This is a genomic window from Vibrio sp. 2130-1, assembly GCF_033339515.1.
On record NZ_JAWOUT010000003.1, the window covers coordinates 361,024 to 385,947 of the forward strand.

General features: G+C 45.0%; 21 protein-coding genes. 10 read left to right on the top strand and 11 right to left on the bottom strand.

All coding sequences use genetic code 11. The features are described from left to right. Positions 1 to 55 precede the first annotated feature (55 nt). Complete coding sequence (locus tag R7Q09_RS06445) at positions 56 to 658, top strand: beta-phosphoglucomutase family hydrolase (protein ID WP_176311459.1); 603 nt, start codon at positions 56 to 58, stop codon at positions 656 to 658. An 88-nt stretch (positions 659 to 746) separates the two neighbouring features. Here the strand turns inward: R7Q09_RS06445 and R7Q09_RS06450 are convergent, their stop codons facing one another. Beyond that, complete coding sequence (locus R7Q09_RS06450) at positions 747 to 1,739, bottom strand: OmpA family protein (RefSeq protein ID WP_318070620.1); 993 nt, start codon at positions 1,737 to 1,739, stop codon at positions 747 to 749. Positions 1,740 to 2,198: 459 nt separating this feature from the next. Between R7Q09_RS06450 and aroG the strand changes: the two genes are divergently transcribed. The 3 genes from aroG to R7Q09_RS06465 all read left to right on the top strand — a co-directional run bounded on the left by aroG (position 2,199) and on the right by R7Q09_RS06465 (position 6,355). Then, positions 2,199 to 3,251: a 3-deoxy-7-phosphoheptulonate synthase AroG gene (gene aroG, locus R7Q09_RS06455; RefSeq protein ID WP_005389030.1), complete on the top strand. Its 1,053-nt coding sequence runs from the start codon at positions 2,199 to 2,201 to the stop codon at positions 3,249 to 3,251. Positions 3,252 to 3,410: 159 nt separating this feature from the next. Continuing rightward, the gene (locus tag R7Q09_RS06460) at positions 3,411 to 4,583 is read left to right on the top strand and encodes an MFS transporter (protein ID WP_025767923.1); all 1,173 of its coding nucleotides are present in this window, start codon (positions 3,411 to 3,413) and stop codon (positions 4,581 to 4,583) included. 209 nt (positions 4,584 to 4,792) lie between these two features. Next, positions 4,793 to 6,355 (top strand): methyl-accepting chemotaxis protein, encoded by a 1,563-nt coding sequence (locus R7Q09_RS06465; protein WP_176311460.1) that lies wholly within the window; start codon positions 4,793 to 4,795, stop codon positions 6,353 to 6,355. Positions 6,356 to 6,496: 141 nt separating this feature from the next. Here R7Q09_RS06465 and tkt read toward each other — a convergent pair whose 3' ends face one another. Beyond that, a complete protein-coding gene (gene tkt, locus R7Q09_RS06470; RefSeq protein ID WP_158173414.1) occupies positions 6,497 to 8,488 on the bottom strand; it encodes a transketolase in 1,992 nt (663 codons plus the stop codon). Between the two features lie 125 nt (positions 8,489 to 8,613). Further along, positions 8,614 to 9,564, bottom strand: coding sequence for a transaldolase (tal, locus tag R7Q09_RS06475; RefSeq protein WP_005373488.1), 951 nt, complete (start codon positions 9,562 to 9,564; stop codon positions 8,614 to 8,616). Positions 9,565 to 10,030: 466 nt separating this feature from the next. Here tal and R7Q09_RS06480 point away from each other — a divergent pair, with 466 nt between their 5' ends. Next, complete coding sequence (locus R7Q09_RS06480) at positions 10,031 to 11,032, top strand: sugar-binding transcriptional regulator (protein ID WP_005387670.1); 1,002 nt, start codon at positions 10,031 to 10,033, stop codon at positions 11,030 to 11,032. A gap of 165 nt (positions 11,033 to 11,197) precedes the next feature. Here the strand turns inward: R7Q09_RS06480 and R7Q09_RS06485 are convergent, their stop codons facing one another. The 5 genes from R7Q09_RS06485 to moeA form a co-directional block, all read right to left on the bottom strand. Further along, complete coding sequence (locus tag R7Q09_RS06485) at positions 11,198 to 12,028, bottom strand: sulfurtransferase (RefSeq protein ID WP_017635204.1); 831 nt, start codon at positions 12,026 to 12,028, stop codon at positions 11,198 to 11,200. Positions 12,029 to 12,168: 140 nt separating this feature from the next. Next, positions 12,169 to 12,663 (bottom strand): hypothetical protein, encoded by a 495-nt coding sequence (locus tag R7Q09_RS06490; RefSeq protein WP_213906157.1) that lies wholly within the window; start codon positions 12,661 to 12,663, stop codon positions 12,169 to 12,171. 12 nt (positions 12,664 to 12,675) lie between these two features. Continuing rightward, positions 12,676 to 14,781 carry an LruC domain-containing protein gene (locus tag R7Q09_RS06495; RefSeq protein ID WP_318070621.1) on the bottom strand — a complete coding sequence of 702 codons (2,106 nt, stop codon included), beginning with the start codon at positions 14,779 to 14,781 and terminating at the stop codon, positions 12,676 to 12,678. Positions 14,782 to 14,956: 175 nt separating this feature from the next. Then, on the bottom strand, positions 14,957 to 15,706 hold the full coding sequence (gene moeB, locus R7Q09_RS06500; protein WP_206953447.1) for a molybdopterin-synthase adenylyltransferase MoeB: 750 nt from the start codon (positions 15,704 to 15,706) through the stop codon (positions 14,957 to 14,959). A gap of 9 nt (positions 15,707 to 15,715) precedes the next feature. After that, positions 15,716 to 16,951, bottom strand: coding sequence for a molybdopterin molybdotransferase MoeA (gene moeA, locus R7Q09_RS06505; protein ID WP_039841169.1), 1,236 nt, complete (start codon positions 16,949 to 16,951; stop codon positions 15,716 to 15,718). A gap of 287 nt (positions 16,952 to 17,238) precedes the next feature. Here moeA and folE point away from each other — a divergent pair, with 287 nt between their 5' ends. Further along, on the top strand, positions 17,239 to 17,892 hold the full coding sequence (gene folE, locus R7Q09_RS06510; protein WP_005373478.1) for a GTP cyclohydrolase I FolE: 654 nt from the start codon (positions 17,239 to 17,241) through the stop codon (positions 17,890 to 17,892). 45 nt (positions 17,893 to 17,937) lie between these two features. Here the strand turns inward: folE and R7Q09_RS06515 are convergent, their stop codons facing one another. Both R7Q09_RS06515 and clcA read right to left on the bottom strand, forming a co-directional pair. Then, a complete protein-coding gene (locus R7Q09_RS06515; RefSeq protein ID WP_318070622.1) occupies positions 17,938 to 18,885 on the bottom strand; it encodes a TDT family transporter in 948 nt (315 codons plus the stop codon). A gap of 261 nt (positions 18,886 to 19,146) precedes the next feature. Further along, complete coding sequence (gene clcA / locus R7Q09_RS06520) at positions 19,147 to 20,550, bottom strand: H(+)/Cl(-) exchange transporter ClcA (protein ID WP_005373473.1); 1,404 nt, start codon at positions 20,548 to 20,550, stop codon at positions 19,147 to 19,149. 470 nt (positions 20,551 to 21,020) lie between these two features. Here clcA and R7Q09_RS06525 point away from each other — a divergent pair, with 470 nt between their 5' ends. Continuing rightward, positions 21,021 to 21,635 carry a hypothetical protein gene (locus tag R7Q09_RS06525; RefSeq protein WP_245398181.1) on the top strand — a complete coding sequence of 205 codons (615 nt, stop codon included), beginning with the start codon at positions 21,021 to 21,023 and terminating at the stop codon, positions 21,633 to 21,635. On the opposite strand, the gene R7Q09_RS06530 is transcribed toward R7Q09_RS06525, so the two are convergent. Then, positions 21,616 to 22,029, bottom strand: coding sequence for a helix-turn-helix domain-containing protein (locus R7Q09_RS06530; protein WP_005387686.1), 414 nt, complete (start codon positions 22,027 to 22,029; stop codon positions 21,616 to 21,618). The genes R7Q09_RS06525 and R7Q09_RS06530 overlap by 20 nt on opposite strands. Positions 22,030 to 22,124: 95 nt before the next feature. Here R7Q09_RS06530 and R7Q09_RS06535 point away from each other — a divergent pair, with 95 nt between their 5' ends. From R7Q09_RS06535 to R7Q09_RS06545, 3 genes are all read left to right on the top strand, one after another. Then, positions 22,125 to 23,033: an aldo/keto reductase family oxidoreductase gene (locus R7Q09_RS06535; RefSeq protein ID WP_005387688.1), complete on the top strand. Its 909-nt coding sequence runs from the start codon at positions 22,125 to 22,127 to the stop codon at positions 23,031 to 23,033. A gap of 367 nt (positions 23,034 to 23,400) precedes the next feature. Further along, complete coding sequence (locus R7Q09_RS06540) at positions 23,401 to 24,405, top strand: response regulator (protein WP_005373466.1); 1,005 nt, start codon at positions 23,401 to 23,403, stop codon at positions 24,403 to 24,405. Then, positions 24,405 to 24,842: a PAS domain-containing protein gene (locus tag R7Q09_RS06545; protein ID WP_005373463.1), complete on the top strand. Its 438-nt coding sequence runs from the start codon at positions 24,405 to 24,407 to the stop codon at positions 24,840 to 24,842. Before R7Q09_RS06540 ends, R7Q09_RS06545 begins: the two co-directional genes overlap by 1 nt. Positions 24,843 to 24,924 lie beyond the last annotated feature (82 nt).

Below are 24,924 nucleotides of genomic sequence, written 5' to 3' on the forward strand. Positions count from 1 at the left end.
ACGATTGAAAGAGCTGATAAATTAACATTACAGATGCACAAATAGAAGAAAAGACATGAGCACGATTGATTTTAGACCCTATGAGGGATTCATATTTGATATGGATGGTACTCTAATCGATACCATGCCAGCCCACTTGGCAGCTTGGCAAGCAACTGCTGAGCGTTTTGATTTTCCGTTTTGTCAGGAGTGGTTTCACAGTTTAGGAGGGATGCCGAGCTTTAAAATTGTTGAGGAACTAAATCGTGTGCATGAGCTTTCATTAGATCCTAAAACTGTCGCGACATTTAAAATGGAAACATTCGCTGCTATCGAGCTTCATGGTGGCGTTATTCCTTGCACGAACATCGTGTTAGAGGAATATTTAGGCCATAAGAAAATTGCAGTCGGGACTGGCAGCCAACGAGAAAGTGCCATGCGCTTATTAAGCCATGCAGGTTTATTAGACAAGTTGGATGTTGTAGTAACCGCGAGTGATGTAGAGAACCATAAACCCTTTCCAGATACTTTTTTGGTGGCCGCGGAACAACTCGACTTGGAGGCGTCACAGTGTCTTGTGTTTGAGGATACTGAGCTGGGGAAGCGAGCGGCGCATGCAGCTGGTATGGATTGTGTTATGGTGCAAGATAATGAGTTGATCTTTTTCCCAAAACCATAGTGGCAATATCCCTTAATATGAGATCAAAATGGGGTGCAAATGCACCCCATAAATTTTTGCCACATCATCGATCATGAATCATAGATGCTTATTCTGGTTGAACTAGCTCTTGGTATTCAAATGAAGGTACTACAACTTCTACGCGACGGTTTTTCTCACGACCTTCGCGAGTGCTGTTGTCAGCAACTGGGTTTTCTTCACCCATACCTTTGACTGTCAAACGATCTGAACCAATGCCAGCTGCGGTTAGGTAATCAGCAACAGATTGAGCACGACGCTCAGACAGTTTTTGGTTGTATGCCGCAGGGCCTGAGCTATCTGTGTAACCAGTAATCTCTACTTGAGCTTGAGGATATTCGTTCAAGAATGAAACAAAGTTGTCCAGACGTTCAGAAACGGACTCTGTTAACTTAGCACTATCGAATTCAAACGTACCTGTACCGTACTCTTCTTTGTGCACCTTGCTCATCATCACTGGTTCTGGATCTGGCTCGATCACTTCTTCCGTTACAACTGCTGCAACAACTGGAGCAGCTGCGAATTTGTAGTTAACACCGATACCAAAGAAGTTAGCATCCATGTCGTCCCACACGTCGTCAGACATGTCTTGGTAACGTTGGTATTCAGCGCGAACACTCCAGTTTCTATCGATCGAGTATTCAGCACCCAAAGAACCTGTTGGGACAAAGTCTGTTTCGTCATCAGACATCATGTAAGCACCACCGATCTTAGCAAACAGATTCCAAGAGTCGTTTAAGTGCCAGTTGAATTTAGGTGCAAGTGTTAAAGCCGTTAGATTGCCGTCAATCGTATTAATCGTATTAGCCCCTGACCTAGAGTTTCCTTCATAGTCGCCTAAGAAGTCTACGCCGTACTCTAGCCCGATGATATCGGTAAAGTCATAACCGATATGTAGTCCTGCACCGAACGCTTCATCATCACAAGGGCTATTTAGATAGCAAGCGTCGTCAAGTGTAGTCATGCCCAATTTGCCCCCGATGTACATTTCAGCTTGAGCAGAGTTTAAAAGCGCGCTACTACCAGCTACCACTGCTGCTACTGCAATTGCTACTTTGTTCATAATGTTTCCTTGTATTGATTGCATATTAACTTCTACTTCGTTTTATCAAAAAATTAGAAAAAACCAGCGTTTATAAGAAATTAGTTTAATATTCTAATCATTTCATATCAAGCAACAATATATTTGAACTTGATCAACATTTACTACCCAAAAATACCTCACAAACTTCTGATATTTCTTACATTGTAGTAAAGATTTCTTGGTGCATAAGAAAATTGATGATTATTTTGAACTTTTTTTCGTAAACTTTACTTTACATTGTGCGCGGTGGTTAACAGGTGGTTTTTATTTGCATTTATTTGCAAAAACTGATTGCAAGTCTACGCCTAAGCCGATAAGTTACTTAAACGCTAGACAGAAAATGACCACAGCCCTTGATGCTGCTCGCTTTGTGAACAATGTTGCAATGAGTTCAGTTGGTAAAAATGGGGTCGGAAATAAAACCAGGAAGTAGAAGTAATGTTTCAAACTGATGATGTAAGAATAAATAGAGTAAAAGAGTTATTGCCACCTGTTGCAGTATTAGAGAAGTTCCCAGCGACTGAAACCGCTTCTTCGACCACTTTTGATTGCCGTAACGCCATTCACAATATTCTTGAAGGAAAAGACGATCGATTACTCGTGATCGTTGGCCCGTGTTCTATTCACGATCCGGCTGCCGCGGTTGAGTACGGTAAAAAGCTAAAAGTATTACGTGATGAACTGGGCGAGCAGCTTGAGGTTGTTATGCGAGTTTATTTTGAAAAGCCGCGTACGACCGTTGGTTGGAAAGGCCTTATCAATGACCCTTACTTAAATGACACCTATAAGCTAAATGATGGTCTACGTATCGGACGTAAACTTCTTCTTGATCTAACCGATATGGGCTTGCCGACGGCAAGTGAATTCTTAGATATGATTACACCTCAGTACGTGGCGGATTTGATCAGTTGGGGAGCTATCGGTGCTCGTACGACAGAATCTCAGGTTCACCGCGAGCTTGCTTCTGGTCTTTCTTGTCCTGTAGGTTTCAAAAACGGTACAGATGGGAATATTAAAATAGCGAGCGACGCGATTCGTTCTGCAAGCGCTTCCCATCACTTCCTTTCAGTAACAAAATACGGTCATTCCGCGATCGTAGAAACCGCTGGTAATCCAGACTGCCATATTATTCTACGTGGCGGTAAAGAACCAAACTACAGTGCAGCACATGTAGCTCAAATTAAAGATGAGCTGGACACCGCAGGTCTGCCGAAAAAAGTGATGATTGATTTTAGCCATGCTAACAGCTCGAAGCAGTTCAAGCGTCAAATGCTGGTGTCTGATGATGTATCCGAGCAAATCTCTGGTGGCGAAGAAGCCATTTTTGGAGTGATGATCGAGTCTCATTTAGTTGAAGGTCGCCAAGACTTAGTGGATGGCAAAGCAGCCACTTATGGTCAGTCGATCACTGATGCATGTATTGGTTGGGAAGATACGGAAACGGTACTTCGTCAGCTTTCTGATGCAGTAAAAGCGCGCCGCAACAAGTAAGCTCAACAGAAAAACTTTTTAAAAGCGAAAAGTGAATAGTGAAGAGCCAGAGGTACTATGCCTCTGGCTCTTTTTGTTGAGAATTACTCTCATATCTTTCTATTGTTTCTGCTTTCCTATATGTTATCTGTATACGTTGTAACCAAAAGGAATTTGGAATTGAATCGTAATGTATGGCTTCTATCCCTCTGCCAAGCCTTATTAATGACAGGGAATATTTTACTCATATCTGTTATTGCCCTTATTGGCAAAACACTTGCGCCGTCATCAAGTTTTATCACATTACCAGTTGCACTGCAGTTTTTGGGACTGATGGCCGCGACAATTCCCGCGTCGCTAATTATGGGCAAGTTAGGGCGTCGCCTTGGTTTTAGCCTTGGTAATGTCATTGGCATTTTGGGTGCTAGTCTAGCGACGTATGCATTAAGTCAACAAAACTTCTATCTGTTCTGCATGTCTACGTTTTTGCTTGGTGTTGGTATAGGTTTCGGTACTCTATACAGGTTTGCTGCCATTGAAGTGTGTGAAGAGTCGGCAAGACATAGGGCGATTTCGATATCTATGGCGGGTGGGGTGTTAGCGGCGATCCTTGGGCCTAATCTGGCCGTGTACTCGCAGCAGTGGTCAGGTGATGGCTTATACATTAGTGCATTTGCTGTGCTTGTCGTGCTTTATATAACCGCGTTGGTTGTGCTACAAACCATTCGTTTTCCACCTGCACACACGCAGGCGCTACACGCTAAGGCGGATAAGCTGAGACTGATTATTCGTCGACCTAATTTCATGCTGGCCGTTATCGCGGCAATGGTTGCGTACGCGGTGATGAACATTTTAATGACAGCAACTCCTTTAGCGATGATTGGTTGTGGCTTTGATTTTGATAAAGCGGCGGGAGTGATCGAATGGCACGTGTTGGGTATGTTTGCACCTGCGTTTGTCACGGGCCGTCTGATAGAGCGGTTTGGCGCTAAGAATATGATTTTGGCGGGTGGATTGCTATTTGTTGCTTGTATTGGAATTAATATACATGGAGTGTCTATCTGGCATTTTAGTCTTGCTTTAATCCTGTTAGGAATAGGGTGGAACTTTATGTTTATCGCAGCAACCGGGCTGTTTAGTCAAAGTTATGAAGCGAAAAACAGAAGCAAGGCTCAAGCGTTTAATGAATTCTTCGTGTTCAGTTGTGTCACCATCACCGCATTACTATCTGGTTGGCTTGAGTCTACCGTAGGTTGGCAGAATCTTAATTTGTATGTTCTTCCATTTGTGTTACTCGTTATCGCGATGTTTGCGTTAAAAACGAATAAAAAGCCAGAATCACAAACCGCTTAATTGAGGCTTAATATATAACCCGGCCGATCGTGTCGGGTTTGTTTATTAGCTCAAATCAACAATCTCTTCTTTATGTTTTTATCGATAATGTGAATTCCCACAATAAAAATGTCGATTTGATAAGACTTTTTATCTAACTTTTTGTAATAAAAATAAAAATCCTGTATATATCTTGCCGAAAATCAATAAAAACTAAAGAAGTTTCGTCTATGTCAGCCAATATTTCTCATAAAGCTCAAGAAACTCTCGTGAGGGAGTCTGAGGAACTCGTCTCAACAACGAACTTACAAGGTGTTATTACATATTGTAATGAAGCCTTTTGCCGCGTTGCTGAATACACTCACGAAGAACTTGTCGGTCAGAACCATAATATAGTTCGTCATAAAGATATGCCTAAAGCCGCTTTCGGTGATATGTGGGCACGCCTTAAACAAGGTAAAGCCTGGCGTGGAATGGTTAAGAACGCCACTAAGTCTGGCGGTTACTATTGGGTTGATGCTTATGTCACCCCTATCTACGAAGACAACCATGTTGTTGGGTATCAATCAGTGCGCGTGAAACCAAAGCGAGAGTGGGTTGATATTGCGACAAAAGCCTACAAAAGCATGCGTGCTGCAGAAAAGTCTGGCCGAACTTGGTCGTTGAAAATCAATGAAACCATTCGCTATGCGATTCTACTTGGTGCACTAACCGCACCTGCAACCGCATATGCGTTGTCTGTTGAAGGGCCGTTGGCTTGGCTTGCAAGTGCGTTACCTGCAAGTGTTCTAGCTCTGTTATTCCGCCAAGAGTTAATTGATACACCTCAGCAACTTAAAAAGTTACAAAAGCAATATGACAGCGTAAGTCGCTTGATCTATTCTGGTAACACGGCATTTTCGATTGCCGATTTCCATATCAAAATGCTATCCGCAAGAATTCGAACCGTGTTAGGAAGGATGACTGACTCCGCATTGCCTTTGCAGCATTGCGCCGAAGAGCTTAGTCAAACAACGGCAGAAGTCTCGGCTGCATTAAATCAGCAAAATACCGATATTCATCGTGTGCGAGATGCTACCCAAGAGGTGGAGTCGTCGGCAAATTCGGTTTCTTCGAGTACCAATGATGCCCATATGTTGATTGATGATACATTGAAGTCATGCTTGATGGCGAAGGAGACCATTGATCAAACGCACACCAATCTAGCGCAATTAAGCCTTCAAGCTGAAAAAGCGACGGAAACGACGTATCAACTGAGTGATCAGGCGCAGAAGGTGAACCATTTGATGGAAGAGATTGGTGGGATCGCAGAGCAAACCAATTTACTGGCACTTAACGCGGCGATTGAAGCAGCAAGGGCAGGGGAGCAAGGTCGTGGTTTTGCTGTTGTAGCTGATGAGGTCCGCGCGCTTTCTGGGCGAACATCCAATGCAACTGAACAAATCCAAGCCTCTATCTCCACTATGTTGGCAACGATTCAAAGTTGGCAGAAAGATATTCTGGCAAACAAAGAGCAAACCGATGCCTGTTCTCAAGTAGCAGAACAAAGCGCGTTGCGTTTGTCTGAAGTTGAACAGATGATGCAAACCATGAGTGGGCTGATGGTTGATGTAGCAGAAGCGGCGAATAACCAGTTAAAGCTATCTAGTGATGTAAACCAGCACATTCATTCTATCGCTTCGACCGCAGAACAAAACTTGGCAGCAACACATTCAGTTGAGCAAAATAGCCGACAGTTGAAAGACCAAGTACAAGATTTCTATCAGCTCGCACTTCGATTTGAAGACAAATAGTCGTAACGAAAGTTGTGATGTTTATGTCCTGGCTGCGTTTATGCGAATAGGAGCCAGATAAAAGAAAGCCCCGCCATTGCTGGTGGGGCTTTTCAGTTTTCACATTCGCAATAGAGAAAACTGACTATCTTTTTACTGCAATTACGCGAGTAGCTCTTTTGCTGTGTTCACTACGTTTTCAGTCGTGAAACCAAACATTTTGAATAGTTCGCCGGCTGGTGCAGATTCACCGAATGAAGTCATACCAATGATGCGACCGTCGAAACCTACGTACTTGTACCAGAAGTCAGCAATACCTGCTTCAATTGCGATACGTGCTGTTACGTCTGATGGCAGTACAGCTTCACGGTAAGCGGCGTCTTGTTTGTCAAACGCATCTGTTGATGGCATTGAAACAACGCGTACTTTCTTACCTTCAGTAGTTAGCTGTGCTGCTGCTTCTACTGCTAGTTCAACTTCAGAACCTGTTGCGATAAGGATTAGCTCAGGCTTGCCTTCGCAATCTTTCAGAATGTAAGCACCTTTTGCGATGTCTGCTACTTGTTCTGCTGTGCGCTCTTGTTGCGCAAGGTTTTGACGAGAGAAGATAAGTGCTGTCGGTGCATCCTTACGTTCAATCGCCAACTTCCAAGCTACAGCGGACTCAACTTGGTCACATGGACGCCATGTGCTCATGTTTGGTGTTAGGCGTAGCGATGCCATTTGCTCAACTGGTTGGTGAGTTGGACCATCTTCGCCAAGACCGATAGAGTCATGCGTGTACACTTGGATGTTCTGAATTTTCATCAGCGCAGCCATACGCATTGCGTTACGTGCGTACTCCATGAACATTAGGAATGTTGCGCCGTAAGGAACGAAACCACCGTGTAGCGCGATACCGTTCATGATCGCTGTCATACCGAATTCACGTACGCCGTAGTGGATGTAGTTACCAGAGAAGTCGCTTGCTTCTAGAGACTTAGAACCAGACCACATGGTTAGGTTAGAAGGTGCTAGGTCAGCAGAGCCACCCATGAACTCTGGTAGTAGAGCACCAAATGCTTCTAGAGCATTTTGAGACGCTTTACGTGATGCAATGTTTGCTGGGTTAGCTTGAAGATCAGCAATGATTTGGCTTGCTTTCTCTTCCCACTGTGCAGGAAGCTCACCGTTTACGCGGCGTTTAAATTCAGCTGCCAGCTCAGGGTACGCTGCTTCATAAGCTGCAAATTTCTCGTTCCACGCTGCTTCCTTAGCTGCGCCTGTTTCTTTCGCTGACCATTCTGCGTAGACTTCTTGCGGAATTTCAAAAGGACCGTGCTCCCAACCTAGTTCTTTGCGTGTTGCTGCGATTTCTTCTGCACCTAGTGGCGCACCGTGACAATCGTGTGAACCAGATTTGTTTGGTGAACCAAAACCGATGATAGTCTTAGTACAGATAAGTGTAGGACGTGGATCCGCTTTCGCTGCTTCAATTGCTGCGTTGATTGCGTCAGCATCGTGACCATCGACTGCAGGGATTACGTGCCAACCGTAAGCTTCGAAACGCTTAGGTGTGTCGTCAGAGAACCAACCTTCAACGTGACCGTCGATAGAGATGCCGTTGTCATCCCAGAACGCGATCAGCTTGCCTAGACCTAGAGTACCTGCAAGAGAACATGCCTCGTGCGAAATACCTTCCATCAGACAGCCGTCGCCCATGAACACGTAAGTGAAGTGGTCAACGATGTCGTGGCCTTCTTTGTTGAATTGCGCTGCTAGCGCTTTTTCAGCTAGAGCCATACCAACCGCGTTAGTGATGCCTTGACCTAGCGGACCCGTTGTGGTCTCGATACCTGGCGCGTAACCGTACTCTGGGTGACCAGGAGTTTTAGAGTGAAGCTGACGGAAGTTTTTCAGATCGTCGATAGACAACTCGTAACCTGCAAGGTGCAGTAGAGAGTAAATCAGCATTGAGCCGTGGCCGTTAGACAGCACGAAACGGTCGCGGTCTGCCCACTCAGGGTTTGATGGGTTGTGGTTTAGATGAGAGCGCCAAAGAACTTCAGCGATGTCAGCCATACCCATAGGTGCACCTGGGTGACCAGAGTTAGCTTGTTGAACACCATCCATGCTTAGCGCACGGATTGCATTTGCTAGATGTTTACGATCCATAGTGATTACTTCTCGATATTTGATTTAAATAGAGGGAACTCGCCGAAACAAGTTCAAATAGAATTTTTTGAAAATAGTGCTGATGGTAAAAGCGAGTAGACGGGCTACTCGCTTTTGGTAAGCAATTATAGCTTAGCTTCGATCATCGCTTCTAGTTTGCCTTGGTCAACGGCGAAGTTGCGGATACCTTCAGCCAGCTTCTCAACAGCCATTGGGTCTTGGTTATGTTCCCATAGGAATTCAGCGTGAGTCATTGGTGCTGGACGCTCAGCTGCGCCTTTAGAATCAACTAGTTTCTCAACTACTTCACCTTCAGCTGCTTCTAGTTCTGCAAGTAGAGCAGGAGCGATAGTTAGACGGTCACAACCAGCTAGTTCTAAGATCTCACCGATATTACGGAAGCTTGCGCCCATAACTACAGTTTTGTAGCCGTATTCTTTGTAGTAGTTGTAGATCTTAGTTACAGATAGTACGCCTGGATCTTCTTGAGCTTCGAAGTCACGGCCTTCTTTCGCTTTGTACCAGTCCATGATACGACCAACGAATGGCGAGATTAGGAATACGCCCGCTTCTGCACAAGCACGTGCTTGAGCGAACGAGAATAGAAGCGTTAGGTTACAGTTGATGCCTTCTTTTTCTAGGATCTCAGCTGCGCGAATGCCTTCCCAAGTTGAAGCCAGTTTGATAAGGATACGGTCGTTAGTGATGCCAGCATCGTTGTACATTTTCACTAGTTGACGAGCTTTCGCTACGCTGCCTTCCATATCGTAAGATAGACGAGCGTCTACTTCTGTAGAGATACGACCTGGGATAGTTTTTAGGATTTCTTTACCGATGTTTACTGCAAGCATGTCACAAGTATCTTGAACTTGTTGAGCTTTGTCGTTGCTCTGTGCTTTAGCGTATTCGATTGAAGCATCGATTAGAGGTGCGTACTCTGCGATTTGAGCGGCTTTAAGGATAAGAGAAGGGTTAGTTGTTGCGTCTTCTGGCTGATACTTTTTAATTGCATCAATCTCGCCAGTGTCTGCTACTACAGTCGTTAGTTTACGAAGTTGCTCTAACTTGTTGCTCATAATCGATCATCCTATTTAAATGGGCTTAAGCGTGATTTTTGTTATCACAGCTTGTGCATTTGCAAGCGAGTTAGCTAACCGTCTCATCGCATTTAATGAGACATCTGCTCAGCCAACTACGGAAAATTTCGTTACCGAACAAATGCTATGAACATTTGATCGATAGCTGAGTAAATGATGTGTCCATATTTATCCTATCTATGCTGAAAGTCAATCGCTGAAATGGACTTATAGTGAACTTCATCAACGTTTTTTTACTGTGTGTTTAGTGGTTAACCCAAATAAACGTTTGCCCTTATTGTTCAAAGCTTGAGCGTTGTCCAAGAGGGTAAAAAATTGTAGTGAGAAAATGTTATTGCGATGAGCAAATGTAGCGTTTAAATTGATAAAGAACATATGCTAAGTCAATGAGCATATGTTCACTTATTGCATACAATATCGATCCTCTTAAAGGGCGAGAGAAACCATGAGCAGTTCTAATCAAGATATTTCCATTGAAAACACGGATTTGTTGACAGAGATTTCCGTCGCGTATTATCAAGACGGTGCTACTCAGGAAGAGATATCGAGAAAATTTGCCATATCACGCGCAAAGGTCGGGCGAATGCTCAAGCAGGCACGTGATGAAGGCATTGTTGAAATTACCGTTAAATACCATCCGGTGTTCAGCGCCAAGATTGAACAACGTTTGATCGAGCGATTCGGCGTTAAGCGCGCGCTTGTTGCTCTTGATCAACCGAATGAAGAAGCGCAACGACTACAGGTATCGGGATTGGTGTCCAATTATCTCACTAGCACGCTCAAAAACGGCATGGTGGTGACGGTCGGACAAGGGCGCAACGTGTCGTCTGTCGCTCACCATATTGGTGTTATTACGCCGCGTGACTGTAAATTTGTGTGTGGCATTGGTGGTATTCACCCGCGTGGCGGTATGTATAACGCCGACCATATTTGTCGTCAGTTGGCGAAGAAATATGGGGGAACCTCTGAAACCCTTTATGCGCCGGCATACGCAGAAAATAGAGAACAGAAGTTGGCCTTCATGCAAAATGCAACCGTGAAACAAACGCTCGACCTAGCACGTAAAGCCGATGTTGCTTTGGTTGGTATTGGTGACATGAGCGAAAACAGTTACATGGTCGACTTAGGTTGGTTTACGCCTGATGAAGTGGTTCAGTCGAGACTTCAACAAGGTGTGGTAGGGGATTTTGCAGGTTATGACTTCTTTGATATTCACGGTAATGTAGCGAACACGGTAATGAGTGACCGAGTAATTGGACTTGGTATTGAAGAGTTTCGGCCGATCTCGGAAGTCATTGCGATCGCAGCTGAGAACAGCAAGCCACTCGCTCTACTCGGAGCATTAAGAACTGGAGCGATAGACGTGATCGCCACGAGCGTTAGTAACGCATTAACCGTGCTCAACTTAGATGAGCAAATGCACGGTAACGCGACATCTGAACGCTAACGGAAATAGTCGGCTTTTGATGTAGTCAGGCTATGAGGAGGGACAAATCACTCATAGCCAGTTTCTATTTCGAAATGACAAGTTTGGTTTAGAAGCTGCGTTTAGTTTATTGGAACACATCATCTTTAGATAAACGTAAGATACTTTGTTAAACAGACACTTGTCTTAACGCTCGATAGGTAGAGAGTGGTCAGCACCCCATTCGGTCCAAGAACCGTCGTACACCGACAGATTGTCTAGACCAATTTGATACGCCGCGAGTAATAAAATGCATGCGGTTACACCGGAACCGCAACTAAAAATAATCGAATTGTCACTATCTATCGTTAGTGCGCTAAATATCTGTTGCAACTCTGAGTTTGGTTTAATGTGACCGTTGGTCAAGAGTTCTTGAAACGGTAAGCAAACCGAATTTGGAATGTGCCCACTACGTAGACCTTCTCGTGGCTCAGGCACTTCACCAAGGAATCGTGCTTTGGCTCTGGCATCGATGATGTTGGCACTTTTATTGGTTGAATGAGCAAGAACATCTTGTGCACTCAAAAAGGCATTTTGGTTGAGCTTACCTGCAAAGTTACCTTCTTCGCTTGGTTGCGATAGGGTACTTTCAACAGGGAATCCGGCTTCAACCCAAGCGGGAAGGCCGCCGTTTAAGACTCGAACATTATCATGTCCCATAGCTTTGAACATCCACCAAGCTCTTGGCGCGGCTAAAGTGCCAGAGTTGTCGTAAACCACAATCAAATCTTCGTTGTTCAAACCGAGTTGTTGCGCACTTTGGTTGAAGCCTTCTTCTGTTGGCATCATATGCGGCAGGGAAGAACCGGGTAAGCAAAAGTCATTGTCGTAATCGAAGCGTAAAGTATTTGGAATCCACTTATCTTGAATCTTTTTGCCTTCAGAAGGGATTTGAAACGCAATACTAGCGTCGAGGAGCTTGACGTTAGGTTGGCCGAGAAGGCTATTGAGTTCATCAGTACTAATCAGTGCTTGCATTGTCTTTAGTTTGCTAGGTGGATAATCTTACTGTTTTACAACAAAAAAATCGCATGTTCAAAAGAACGATGCGATTTTTAAGCTTGAGATTGAAGATTTATGATGAAAGGTCGCTTTCGCCATGCCTTCAATCTATCTAGTTACATGGTCCAAGTGTTGTCTCCAGAAGTAATCACTTTCTGAATTGGGTCACTGCCGTCATAGAACCAAATTTCAACAAGTAGGCTACCTTGGCTATCAGAAACATTAAAGTCGACGTTTGCTGTACCGTTGTTGAGTGGAACCGATGCGACTTTGCTTGGATATTTTGCATCGTAGTTACCTGAACTGTTCTCGACAAACTCTTTGTACACGCTTAGGTGTGCACGTTGTGAAGAGAAACCACTGATGTTTACATTGAGCGTACCCTCCGTCACTGGGTTGTAGCTAAAGCCATCCGGTACTACTAGGTCCTGCATGGTTGCATTTTCTACAGTTACGGTAGTCTCTTCTACGGTTGTTTCTTCCTGTTGGGTTGTGTCTTCCTCTGCAACGGTGGTTTGGGTTGGTGAAGGTGGTGTACTGTTACCACCTCCGCCGCCACCGCCACAAGCCGTTAGTGCTAATCCCATGATGATTGTGATAAGTGCTTTCATAATGTTATCTCCCTATGGAATGTAGCATTTGTTAGGTGTTGGAGCGGTGTGCCAATCTGTGCTTCGTTCGCCACCAGACTCAGCCCAAGTTTGGAATTGAGGGTATGCATCGACCATGTCTACACGCTCTAGCGGCCAATCCCAATCTTCTACTATCAACAGTGCCCAAGGTAAGTTGTTTGCTGTTTTGAAGTACACACCTTGCGCAGGGTCACTTGCATCGACGCCGACACCGAAGAGGTTTTGGTCATCAAACTGTTCTGTTGGTGCTTGGTCTGCTAAGTGAACTTCCCACTTACGCCCTGGTTGGAAAGTAATACCATCGCCATGGTAAGTGCCCGGTGTTGCAAAGATGAACGGGTCGTATGGCATGGCTTGAATTGCTGAACGGTCAGAGCCTTCAGTGAAGTACACATTCAAGGTAAAGGTGAGTGAAACGTTATCATCACAGCCAGACTCGGTACGGAAGTAGCTACAGCTGCTCGCCGCGTGTGTGCTTAAGTCTTCACTGATGATGAAAATGGCTTCATCAGAAATACTTTCCAAGCCATTAGATGCTTGTTCTACACCATTGAAGGATAGCGTCGTTAATCCATTTTCAATCGAGCTTCTCAAAACACCCGGTAGTCGGATTGCGAAGCCATTTTTGTAACTTGCGCCGTAAGCCGCTAGGTCACCAGTAATTTGAATATTCTCAACATGACCAGCAAGACTGGTTTCAGTGATGCGGAATTTCACGACCACATCGTTCATATCGTAGTCTGCGGTGTATGGCCAGTTATCTTCGTAAGCGACGGTGGCGTAATCTTCTGCACTCGGGAAATATTCCACTGAGTAGCCATTACCAGTAATGGTAATTGGGTAATCTTCCACCTCACCAGATGTCGAACCACCATCGTAGTTTAATCCGGTTTGTTGGCTAAAGCGGAATCGGCTCCAGCTAGACCCTTCCGTTGCAGCGGTTGAAACGACAAACGGTAGGGGATTATTACCCGCAGACAGTAGTTGGTCAGTAAAGACTTGTTCGCCTTCATCATTAAAGTCACCATCGCGGTTCCAGTCAAACCATGCTGATAGGTAACCAGAAGTAGAAGCAGTCACATTCACAATTGAGCTTAAGCCTGGGTCAAGTGCGGATACAAAACCAACACCATCTTCATCGGCTGTGCCCACAGAGTTGTCGTTTGCTTGACCGTCGGCATCACCATCAGGAGCGACTGAACCAAGCCAAGTTACACCGTCGACTTCGTGGCGAGGACCGTTTGACGCAAGTGTTGTGTGGTAGCTGTCTGGAGCATCACCGAAATCAATTGGCTCGTCTTCGTTAATCACCGGAGCATTTGCACAACGTGCGCCATCATTTTGGCTTGAGCTTGGACCGTTGGATACAAACTCAACCGCAGGAACGATACCTGCTGCGATATTGGCTGCGTTACCTTCCGAAAGGTCAACGCGATAGATTTTGCCATCTTGGTTACGTGACACGTAGTAGTTGCCGTTTACATCGAAGTAGCCAGCACCAAATGTGCCTTTCTCACCTGTGTCACCTATCGCAGTTGCGCTACCATTTGATGGGTTGAACTGATATAGCACACCAGAGTTGTTGTCGATGCCGTAAAGGGAGCCATCACCTGGATGAAATGCAAAGTCGGTTAGGTTCACAGTCGTTGTTGAGCTGATTTTCACGATGCTCAATGTCGCATTTGGATCAGAATCGAGCGGAGAAAGGTCAATGGAGAAAAGTCCTTTGCCTTTGCGGTACAAGTAGTAGACGTGGTTGTAAACGTCACCTACGTAAAACGTGTGGTCGGTAGGAAGACCCGAAACATCAAGTGTCTCTGCTTGGAAGTCTTGACCAAGACGAACAATCTTTTTGTTTGTGGTGTCGTAGCCGTAGATATAACGGTCAGTGAAGTTAAAGCCTACACCGTTGATGCCCGAAGCCAAACCTGTGTCGTCCTCTAAAAGAGTCGTAGAGCCTGTAACCAAATTGACGCCATAGATTTGAACCGGGGTTGATTGGAACAGGTATGCTTGGCTTGGGCACGTATCAAATGGCGCCGCTTGTGCGTAAGCGCTCGCTATTAGAGACCCAAGTAGTAGTGATGTCCTTTTCATAATTCGCCCTCTCATTGGTTCGTGATATATGCAATGAAAGGAATGTGCCAACTTTTAAGTTGTTGAATTTTATAGAGCTAAGATTTGTAAGAAGAAGGGTTGTAAATCTGATTGTCAAAATGAGAAAAAGCCCAACATCGAGTTGGGCTTTTTGGGAATGATTAGAGGTATAGAACTAACTACAAACCGGACAGGAGGGCATTTTCATCAGATTCATTTCTCGCCAAGACATGCTGAGCGCATCCAAAATCAGAATTTTTCCTTTCTTTGGTTGGCCGTAATCAGCAATCACTTTAATCGCTTCCATCGCTTGCACTGCGCCAACAATACCCACAACAGGCGCCATTACTCCAGCTTCGACACAACTTAGCGCATCGCTGCCGAAGAGAGCACTTAAGCACTGGTAACATGGTTGCGCTGGGTCGTCGTAAGTAAACACACTCACTTGGCCTTCCATGCGAATGGCCGCGCCTGAAATCAGCGGTGTTTTGGTCGCAAAACATAGGCGGTTAAGTTGATTGCGCGTATCGACGTTATCTGATGCATCGACAACAATAGTGTGCTGTTCGATCAAGCTTTTTAGCTCTGTATCATCAAGACGCTTTGCGATGGTATCTACAATGATGTGCGGGTTAAGTTCGCGTAGCGCATTGGCCGCCGAGTCTACCTTCTTACGACCAATATCCGCATCGTGGTGCAGCACTTGGCGCTGAAGGTTAGACAACTCGACGATATCATCATCAATCAGCGTGATTTTACCGACACCAGCAGTCGCCAAATATTGGCTTGATGCGCAGCCTAAACCGCCAGCACCAAGCATCAATACCGATGCTTGTTTGAGTGCTTCTTGTCCTTCAAAGTCAAACTGACGAAGAATGATTTGGCGGTTGTAACGCAACATTTCCTGATCGGAAAGAATATCCACAACGTCTTCCTAGTAAAGGGTTGAGTTGAATAGTTGAATCTGAACCGTTTCGCCCACTTCAACTCGGCCGCGTTCACGTTCCAATACAACAAAACAGTTCGCTAGGCTCATTGAGCGGAATGCACCAGAGCTTTGGTTACCGGTTGTTTCAACGACAAACTTGCCATCTTCCAATGTATAGATACCACGTTGGTAATCGGTACGACCTGGCGCTTTCTTAAAGGCGGTTTTGGTTGTTGCTGGAATAGATTCGGGTGCTTTCCATTCTGTATGGCCTGCAAGTTTTGCCAGCATTGGTTGAACAAGCACGTACATAGTAAGAACTGCAGAAACAGGGTTACCCGGCAGCCCACAGAACCAAGCTGTACTTAGCTTACCAAATGCGAAAGGTTTACCCGGCTTGATTGCTAACTTCCAGAAACCGATTTCACCAAGCTCTTCAAGAATGTCTTTGGTGTAATCCGCTTCGCCCACACTAACACCGCCTGAGGTCACAACCACATCTGCCAATGTTTGCGCTTGTTCAAAGGTTGCTTTCAGAGTCTCTGGGCAATCTGGAATGATGCCAAGATCAACGGCTTCACAACCGAAGTTCTCGATAAGTGGTTTAATACCGTAACGGTTGCTGTCGTAGATCTGACCTTCGTCTAGCGGTTCGCCCAGTGGTTTAAGTTCATCACCAGTAGAGAAGAAAGCAACTTTTGGCTTACGTACTACTGTCACATGGCTAACACCAAGCGACGCAATCATCGGAATATCGCGAGGTGTCAAACGTGCACCTTTTGCCAGTACGATGTCGCCTTGTTTGATGTCGTCACCTGTTGGGCGGATGTTGTTTTGTGGCTTCACGTCGGTTTGGTTGAACTGAATGCCAGCATCTGTTACTTCAGTGTTTTCTTGCATGATAACGGCATCACAACCCTGTGGGATTTTTGCGCCAGTCATGATGCGAACACAGGTACCTTGAGGCCATTCACCTTCAAAAGGTTGTCCTGCAAATGATTTACCTGCCAGAGGCAATACAGAAGATGACTCAAGATCTTGAATGCGAATAGCGTAGCCATCCATTGCTGAGTTGTCGAATGGCGGTACGTGGATAGGAGACAAGATATCTTCTGCCAGTACAAAACCGAGTGCGTCTGCAAGTGGAAGAGAAAGCGTTGTTTGGATAGGTTTGATTCGCGATAGCATTTTGTCCATCGCTTCTTCAATTGGCATCAAGCCAGGTGCGTCGCAGCAGCCCATTGAGAAAATCCTGTGTTCTTTTGTTTTGTGGTAACTTTACCATAAAAGGGGACTGAGTAAGAATGTCCACCTATAAAATATGGGTGTAATTATTCAAAAATCCGAGTATCCTTGTCAGCCATCCAAAAGGGGTAAAAAACCTGCGGAGCTCAAGAAAATCAGCTCAGTACCTTCATCTGATGTGACTTGGTGTAAAGACACGAACTGAGCAACTCAAAGCGAAAAGTATGAATGCAATTTTGATTGGGTTTGTACGAAGGCTGAAGTAAAACAAAAGAGGAAGTGGAATGTCAGGTCTTAGCGAGTCAGCGAAGTTAGTAAAAGAAGCGCTAGAGCAACGCGGTTTGGAAACGCCAATGCGCCCAAACAACGTAAGTCGTGAAGAGAAGAAAGAGAAGATCGAACACCACATGCGTGAGATTTTAGGTCTACTTCAACTTGACCTCACTGACGATAGCCTAGAAGAAACCCCTCACCGCATTGCTAAGATGTACGTTGACGAAATCTTCTCTGGTCTGGATTACTCCAACTTTCCTAAAATCACGGTGATTGAGAACAAGATGAACGTGAGCGAGATGGTTCGCGTGAAGGACATCACAGTGACCAGTACTTGTGAACACCACCTTGTGACCATCGATGGCAAGGCTGCTGTGGCTTACATTCCACGTGGCAAGATCATTGGCTTATCAAAGATCAACCGTATCGTTCGCTTCTTTGCCCAGCGTCCACAAGTTCAAGAGCGTATGACTCAGCAAATTCTTGTTGCACTTCAAACGTTGCTTGAGTCCGATGATGTGGCAGTGACGATTGACGCAACACACTACTGCGTGAAATCTCGCGGTGTGATGGATGCAACCAGCGAAACCACGACAACAGCATTGGGCGGTATCTTCAAAAGCAACCCAGCAACGCGTGCCGAGTTTCTGCACGGTTTACGTTAGGTAACTAAGCAAGTTTCTAAGAGGATGGCAAACGCCATCCTTTTTTTATGCTTGTTTAGAAAATGACTTCATGATTTCTGGCCAATACATTTTGACGTAACCTGCCGATACCCAAACAACCAATACAGTCGCGATACTGAGCTCTAGAAAACCAAAGTCGTGTAGCCAGTGCCAGTGAGGGTGCGATTCGGCAAAAAAAGAGGTTAAGCGATGCATTGCGATAGCGCTGATCACGGAAGGAAAGGTTACTGCCGCGATAGAAGGTTGAAACTTCAAGCGAAGTAAGCGGAAGTAACATAAGTAGATCAATAACGTCATAGTGATGGCGATCCCGGCCAATGCGCCTGTCAGTATCGGATCAGGTAAGGGAAAGTTCACCAAGTATGCTGCTAATGACAAGTTTACCGGCGCGGCCATAATCGCGAGGGTCGGTCTTGCTCGCCTTGGTAGAGAGCCGAAAAACACTAAACGATACAACACGAGTGGCAGCATGAAGAAATAAATGCCGATGCACATCATCGCTAATGTATCGGAGAATAAGTTGTGACCTAGTTGAGAACCGGCTAGTGAACTACTGATTAGCCCCACCGGATAAAGAAACCAACTCGGTACGATATTGGACATTTTGAAGTTCATTAGCTGAAAGCTAAAAAACAGCACCATCATAGTAAAATGCAGCAAAAGCGCCATAAACCAAAGTGGATAAGCGATGATAGGTGCTACAGCGGCAAGATAATCTGCAAGGATCAGTAACGCCATACTCATTGGTGCCATTAAACTACCACTCAGCGGGTGACGAATGTCGACCATGAATAATCGTGGATTCGCGGCATATTTTATGAGTACAGGGGCGAGTAAAAGTGCGCCGAGTGACGCCAAAAATGGGCGTATCGGTTCACCAATCTCAGGAACATAGAGTGCCCAAGCTTGCCCTAAACCTATCATACCTAGTGCCAACGCGGCTTGAGACGGCGGGACACTATAAAACTGCACAAGTCTTCTCCAGTTCAAATCTACTCCATTTGATTTTTGCCTGAATGAAACAAAACATGACGATTTGGATGAAATGCTCTATTTAAGTAGCGAATACTAACAAGTATGGAGAGGGGTTTCTCATGAAAGGTGGTGAGCAAATATCAGAGAATGATAATTTTGTGAGTTTGGTATCGAATATTTGGGAAAAGATGCAAAAATGCAGCGTTTATCGCTCCAAACCCTTCGATAGTCTGGAGCGAAGTGATAACAAAGAGAATGTTATGTTGATTGATTCTCCGGTAGATCCTGTTGGCGTAACTTTTCGTTTTTGATTGTGCGATGCAGCAGCTGGCTGTAAATAGGTTGTCCACCCAACAATTGAGCAATAATCACAGCGCCCAAACAAGTAATGATCAATGGCAGGATTAAGTAGTAGTTATTCGTCATTTCAATCACTAACAGAATACCAGTAATCGGTGCACGTACCGTTGCAGCAAACAGGGCACCCATGCCCGCAATCGCAAATACACCAGGCTCGATATCAAGCGCAGGGAGCAAGACATCAGCACTTGCTCCGAACGCGTAGCCAAATAAGGTTCCCAGAGCAAGCATAGGTGCAAAGATGCCTCCCGGCGCACCAGAACCAAAACAGAGCAGGGTTGTAATTACACGACCAAAGAAAAGCAAAACTAAAATAGATACCGAGTAGTTACCGTTAGTAATGTCAGGAATAAGGCCGATACCACCACCAGTTAGTTGGGGTACGTACAAAAGAAGCAAGCCAAACACGCCTCCCAGTAACGAACCTACAATCAAGTAGCGCTTACGATCGTTTTTGTGAATTGCGACAAAACTGTCTTGTGCCACGGTAATCAGTTTATTGAAGATTACGCCAAACACGCCAAACAATGCGCCAAGCAATAAAAACAGCCATAGGGTTTGAAGCTCTGGCGACTGGTATTGCGGCATAGTGATAACGGCGTCTTGCCCGTTGATGGCGCGAAACACTATGTTCGCCATAATGGCAGAAATGATCACTGCGCGAATTGAGATCAAAGAGTAGCGAAACTGAGGTCGCATTTCCTCCACAACGAACATAATGCCTGCGAGTGGGGCATTAAAGGCCGCAGCCAAACCGCCAGCAGCACCAGAAGCGAGCAGGGAGTGGCGGGTATCGTCATCCTTTACCCGGAATATATCGGTCACCATTCGACCTACAGCACCACCCATTTGAACGGTTGGGCCTTCACGACCAAGCACCATACCAGAGCCAAGTGCGCCCATGCCGCCGAAGAATTTTACTGGTAGCACGCGCCACCAGCGCACTGGACGAATATTATCCATTGCCCCTTCGATTTCAGGAATACCAGAGCCTGCCGCTTCTGGCGCAAAGCGGTGCACAAGAAAATAGCCAATAAAAGCTAAAAGTGCGCTAATGAGAACCGCTGCCAGCCACAATGGTAGAACATTACCAATTTCGCTTCTTAACCATTCTGTTCGTGTTTCAGAAACGAAATGAACGGCAAGCTCGAAATACGTACCGACAAAACCAGCCAACGTACCTACAATGGCCGCCATAATGAGAACAGAAAATGGTGTTGACCCTCGAGAGACAAACTGGTTAATCGCATCTTTCGGTACGTGCGCTAACACAGATTTCACAATTCTCTCGCGTTTGGTCATTAACAAGCTCTCCTGTTGCTGGGGGAAGGTACGAAAGAAAGTATACGCTTCGCAGAGTCTAGACCTAATCAATAAAGATGCAATTTAGCTTTTCACTATTGAGTGTTCGAAGTGTCGCGATATTATTCATTCACTCAGATTGTGCTATTGCTCTCATAATTTAGGATAAAAAACTTGTTTTTTGAGAAAAATGAACCATGCTTTAAATGTAAAGCAACATGACTGCTTCAGAAGGAGGGATGTGAGGTTTTACACACAATTTGGATGGATTCAAACCCTACGGTAAGTCCTCGTTTTATGTTCGGGATGCATCAATAGACATCGCCGATTCGCACACTCACGATTGAGTAACGAGGTAGAGGCGCACGCACATGTGCGCCTTCTTAATTTCTGCGTTATAACTTTCATCACCATAACTTTCATCGCCACCTGCCACTATTTTTCTCTTGAACATTTTCTTGCAGTTAGTAATGTCTTGGTTCGATGTCAACCAACTAGAGCAGTGCATGCGCTTTTATCTTCGACTCTTACTTTCTTTATGTTGTTGTTCGGTAACGTTTCCGGCACTTTCAACGCCGAGCTGGTGGCAAGACACGTTGTCAGCAATGCCATATTCCAATCTAAAAGAACGTATAGAAAAAAGTGGAAGCTGGTATGGTTGCGAAGTGCAGCTGCGAGACAACTCAACGTTTATCAGCGCATTTTGTTTGGATGATTTTTCGTACTACCGGCAGCACTTGTATGGTGAAGTGATTTTGAGAAGAGAAAGTGCTCAGTTCTCGTTTCTCACTGAATACGAGTGGCAGCGTCTGAATGACTTACTTCTCAACTTAAGAAAGGATGGGTTAGTTTTACGCAGAGTTACTATCGGACAAGAACACTATGATGTCGTTGAAGCGCTGGAAAAGAAATCTTCCGAACTTGTCGATAAAGAAGTTATTTTGTTGATGAACCGCTATCCGCAAGAAGCGATTCGAAGTTTGCTTTGGGTAAAACCGGACGAGTTTCTGACGCCATCACCGTCCTTAAATGTGCACTTGCGCAGTGATGGCGAAATTATCGAGGTCAAAGTGACTCGTTTTTAGATTCTTTATGGAGAGATAGGAAGGTCGCCATTGCAGATTCGTCCAAAAAACCATCCGATTTTTTGTGAGCGCGCAGGTATTGATAGCCAGCGATTAGCTTGCGGTGTAGCTCTTCTGCATCGTCTGACAACGGCTGATTCATAACGTGTTGAAAGGCAAGTTTGTACGCATCCATATCCACGACTTCAGCACGGCGATATAAATAACCACATCCCGTTGCTAACCATTCGAGAGAGCAATTGGCGCGCATTGCAATTTGATTTGCTTTGGTTAGGCTAGGTTCACTGCCTTTAAGGTATTTGCGTATTAAAGCTTCAGACACATCGACGCGTCGAGCGAACCCGCTGATGCTTTCTTCTCCGATCAGGGTGGCTAGGCGTTGGGCAAAAGACATATTTCGTACTCCAGTTCGAATTGCGAAAGTTTACCCGTTGAGCCGGTACGAAAACAAGACTACGATGAATGCAGATCAATTGAAGGAGAAAACCCATGGTTGCAAAAGTAGTAACTGCACCAAAAGGCCCAGAGTTCTCAGAGCTGGTTCAAGGATATTGGCGTGCAGTTGAGTGGGGAATGACGGCTCAAGAGCGTTTGTCATTTCTTAAGCAACACATTGAGTTAGGCATTACGACAGTCGATCACGCCGACATCTACGGTAATTACGAGTGTGAGGCGTTGTTTGGTGAAGCGTTAGCTTTAGACAAGAGTGTTCGTGAGCAAATTCAGATCGTGACGAAATGCGACATCAATTTGTGTGGCGATAAAACGCCAGAGCGTAAGATCAATCACTACGACACGAGCTCAGCACATATCTACCAATCGGTGAATAACTCGCTAGAACGTTTGAATGTGGATGAAATCGACGTACTTTTAATTCATCGTCCTGACGTGTTAATGGATGCAGACGAGGTTGCAGAAGCATTTTCTGAGCTTCACAAAGTCGGCAAAGTGAAGCACTTTGGCGTGTCTAACTTCACCCCACGCCAGTTTGAACTGCTGCAATCTCGCTTAGGTAAGCCGTTGGTTACTAACCAAGTGGAAATCAACCCACTTAACTTTGAGGTTGCACACGATGGAACGCTTGATCAAATGCAAATGTTGCGCACGCGACCAATGGCTTGGTCTTGCCTCGGTGGTGGTTCAATTTTTAGTGGTGACAGTGAGCAAGCTGTTCGTGTCCGTAACGAATTAGAAGCAATTCGTGAAGAAGTGGGCGCAGCGAGTATTGACCAAGTAATTTATGCCTGGGTACGTCGTTTGCCATCTAACCCTATTCCAATCATTGGCTCTGGTAAAATCGAGCGTGTGCAAACTGCAGTTAATGCATTGAACATCGAACTTACTCGAGAGCAATGGTATCGCGTATGGGTGGCTTCTAAAGGTCATGGTGTGCCATAGAATTGATATCTTATCGATGAAATTATTATTAAAGGCATCCTCTAGCAGGGTGCCTTTTTAGTTTTAGCGCGTTACTGTTTACCCATTATGGAAATAGAAAGAATGAAATTCGAGCAAAAATGGGCTTTGGATGTTAGCTGCAACTTTTTGCTTACTTTGGGTGGAGGAGTTTTACCCATGTTTGTTTTATGTCACTAAACAGCGAATGTGATGCTTGCTTTTTAGTCATTTTGTTCACTCATTCATTCATATTGCGTATGCTTATTGAATAATAAAGAAATAAAAAACTCGTCAGTTTTCTCGTATTACATGCTGTAACAATCTGTTAGACTCCGGCGCAGATTGTGGAATATAAAAAGGTGATTGAATGTCTTTTCCCGTACTCATCTGTGATGATTCAGCGTTAGCACGCAAACAGATGGCGAGATCACTACCAGCCACATTGAATGCCGATATTACGTTTGCTATCCACGGAAAAAACGCGCTAGAAGAACTCGAAAAAAACGAGTTTAAATTGATGTTTCTTGATTTGACCATGCCAGAAATGGATGGCTTTGAAACACTAGAGCACATGCAACGGTTGGGGGATAAAACTCCGGTGGTTGTGGTGTCGGGGGATATCCAACCTAAAGCGAAAGAGCGCGTGTTCGCACTGGGTGCAAAAGCGTTTATTCAAAAACCGATCGCCAAAGATGAACTCAAGAAGGCGCTTAAAGAGTTGGTCGAGCCAGAACCTCGTCCTCAAATTATTACGCCTGTCTCTATTGAGTTACCGATTTTACGTCGTCGCGATATTTACATGGAAGTGGCTAACGTTTCAATTGGTCGAGCAGCCGATGCGTTGGCGCGTCACTTTGATGTGTTTGTGCAACTACCTCTGCCGAACGTCAATATCTTTGAAGTGAGCGAACTTCACATGGCCCTACGCGACTTGGCGTCGCATGACAACGTATCGGGTGTTTGTCAGGGATTTTGTGGCGAAGGTATTGCTGGCGAAGCGCTAGTGATTTTGAGTGATTCAAGCGTATCTGATCTCAAAAAGTTGATGAAAGTACCAGCAGACAGCGAAGAGCTAGAAGAGCTTGAGCTGCTAATGGATATTTCTAATATTTTGGTGGGGTCGTTCTTAAATGGTTTAGGCGAGCAGTCTGAAGTCCGATTCTTCCAAAGTCCACCAGTACTCCTTGGTCAGCATATCTCAATTGACTCGATCATTGAATCTACAACTGGAGCATTCAGCCGCACGATGACATTCGAAGTGAGCTACAACATTGAAGGAACGTCGATTCGTTGTGACTTGTTGTTTATGTTTGTGGATGAATCCTTGCCGCTGCTTGATAACAAACTGTCTTATCTAATGGAGGAGTTCTAATGTTGAATATGCCAGCAGAGTTTGAACAATTCCATTGGATGGTGGATATGGTACAAAACGTCGACATGGGCTTAGTGGTCATTGATCGAGATTACAATGTACAGGTCTGGAATGGGTTTATGACTCATCACAGTGGTTTGCAGTCTCATGATGCGATAGGTCGTTCTATATTTGATATCTTCCCTGAAATCCCACAGGAGTGGTTTAAATTAAAAACAAAACCAGTGTATGACCTAGGCTGTCGCAGCTTCATCACATGGCGACAACGACCTTACTTATTTTGCTGTCGCAATGTTCGACCAGTCACGCAGCAAGCGGAGTTTATGTACCAGAATGTTACGTTGAACCCAATGCGCACACCGACTGGAAAAATCAACTCGTTATTTTTGTCTATACAAGACGCGACGGCTGAAGCTCTGATGTCTCAGAATCAATAGCGATAAAAAACTTTCTCAAAAGCCAAGGTCCGCCTTGGCTTTTTTGTATACTTATAATTGTGTTTTCCAATGCGTAGAACGT

Excerpts from the sequence above, each read along its gene's own strand:
- R7Q09_RS06535 (WP_005387688.1), top strand. The coding sequence starts at position 22,125 with ATGGTTGCAAAAGTAGTAACTGCACCAAAAGGCCCAGAGTTCTCAGAG.
- R7Q09_RS06530 (WP_005387686.1), bottom strand. The coding sequence starts at position 22,029 with ATGTCTTTTGCCCAACGCCTAGCCACCCTGATCGGAGAAGAAAGCATC.
- tal (WP_005373488.1), bottom strand. The coding sequence starts at position 9,564 with ATGAGCAACAAGTTAGAGCAACTTCGTAAACTAACGACTGTAGTAGCA.
- R7Q09_RS06540 (WP_005373466.1), top strand. The coding sequence starts at position 23,401 with ATGTCTTTTCCCGTACTCATCTGTGATGATTCAGCGTTAGCACGCAAA.
- tkt (WP_158173414.1), bottom strand. The coding sequence starts at position 8,488 with ATGGATCGTAAACATCTAGCAAATGCAATCCGTGCGCTAAGCATGGAT.
- R7Q09_RS06495 (WP_318070621.1), bottom strand. The coding sequence starts at position 14,781 with ATGAAAAGGACATCACTACTACTTGGGTCTCTAATAGCGAGCGCTTAC.
- aroG (WP_005389030.1), top strand. The coding sequence starts at position 2,199 with ATGTTTCAAACTGATGATGTAAGAATAAATAGAGTAAAAGAGTTATTG.
- clcA (WP_005373473.1), bottom strand. The coding sequence starts at position 20,550 with ATGACCAAACGCGAGAGAATTGTGAAATCTGTGTTAGCGCACGTACCG.
- R7Q09_RS06545 (WP_005373463.1), top strand. The coding sequence starts at position 24,405 with ATGTTGAATATGCCAGCAGAGTTTGAACAATTCCATTGGATGGTGGAT.
- R7Q09_RS06480 (WP_005387670.1), top strand. The coding sequence starts at position 10,031 with ATGAGCAGTTCTAATCAAGATATTTCCATTGAAAACACGGATTTGTTG.
- R7Q09_RS06465 (WP_176311460.1), top strand. The coding sequence starts at position 4,793 with ATGTCAGCCAATATTTCTCATAAAGCTCAAGAAACTCTCGTGAGGGAG.
- R7Q09_RS06525 (WP_245398181.1), top strand. The coding sequence starts at position 21,021 with ATGTCTTGGTTCGATGTCAACCAACTAGAGCAGTGCATGCGCTTTTAT.
- R7Q09_RS06450 (WP_318070620.1), bottom strand. The coding sequence starts at position 1,739 with ATGAACAAAGTAGCAATTGCAGTAGCAGCAGTGGTAGCTGGTAGTAGC.
- R7Q09_RS06485 (WP_017635204.1), bottom strand. The coding sequence starts at position 12,028 with ATGCAAGCACTGATTAGTACTGATGAACTCAATAGCCTTCTCGGCCAA.
- R7Q09_RS06490 (WP_213906157.1), bottom strand. The coding sequence starts at position 12,663 with ATGAAAGCACTTATCACAATCATCATGGGATTAGCACTAACGGCTTGT.
- moeA (WP_039841169.1), bottom strand. The coding sequence starts at position 16,951 with ATGGGCTGCTGCGACGCACCTGGCTTGATGCCAATTGAAGAAGCGATG.
- folE (WP_005373478.1), top strand. The coding sequence starts at position 17,239 with ATGTCAGGTCTTAGCGAGTCAGCGAAGTTAGTAAAAGAAGCGCTAGAG.
- R7Q09_RS06445 (WP_176311459.1), top strand. The coding sequence starts at position 56 with ATGAGCACGATTGATTTTAGACCCTATGAGGGATTCATATTTGATATG.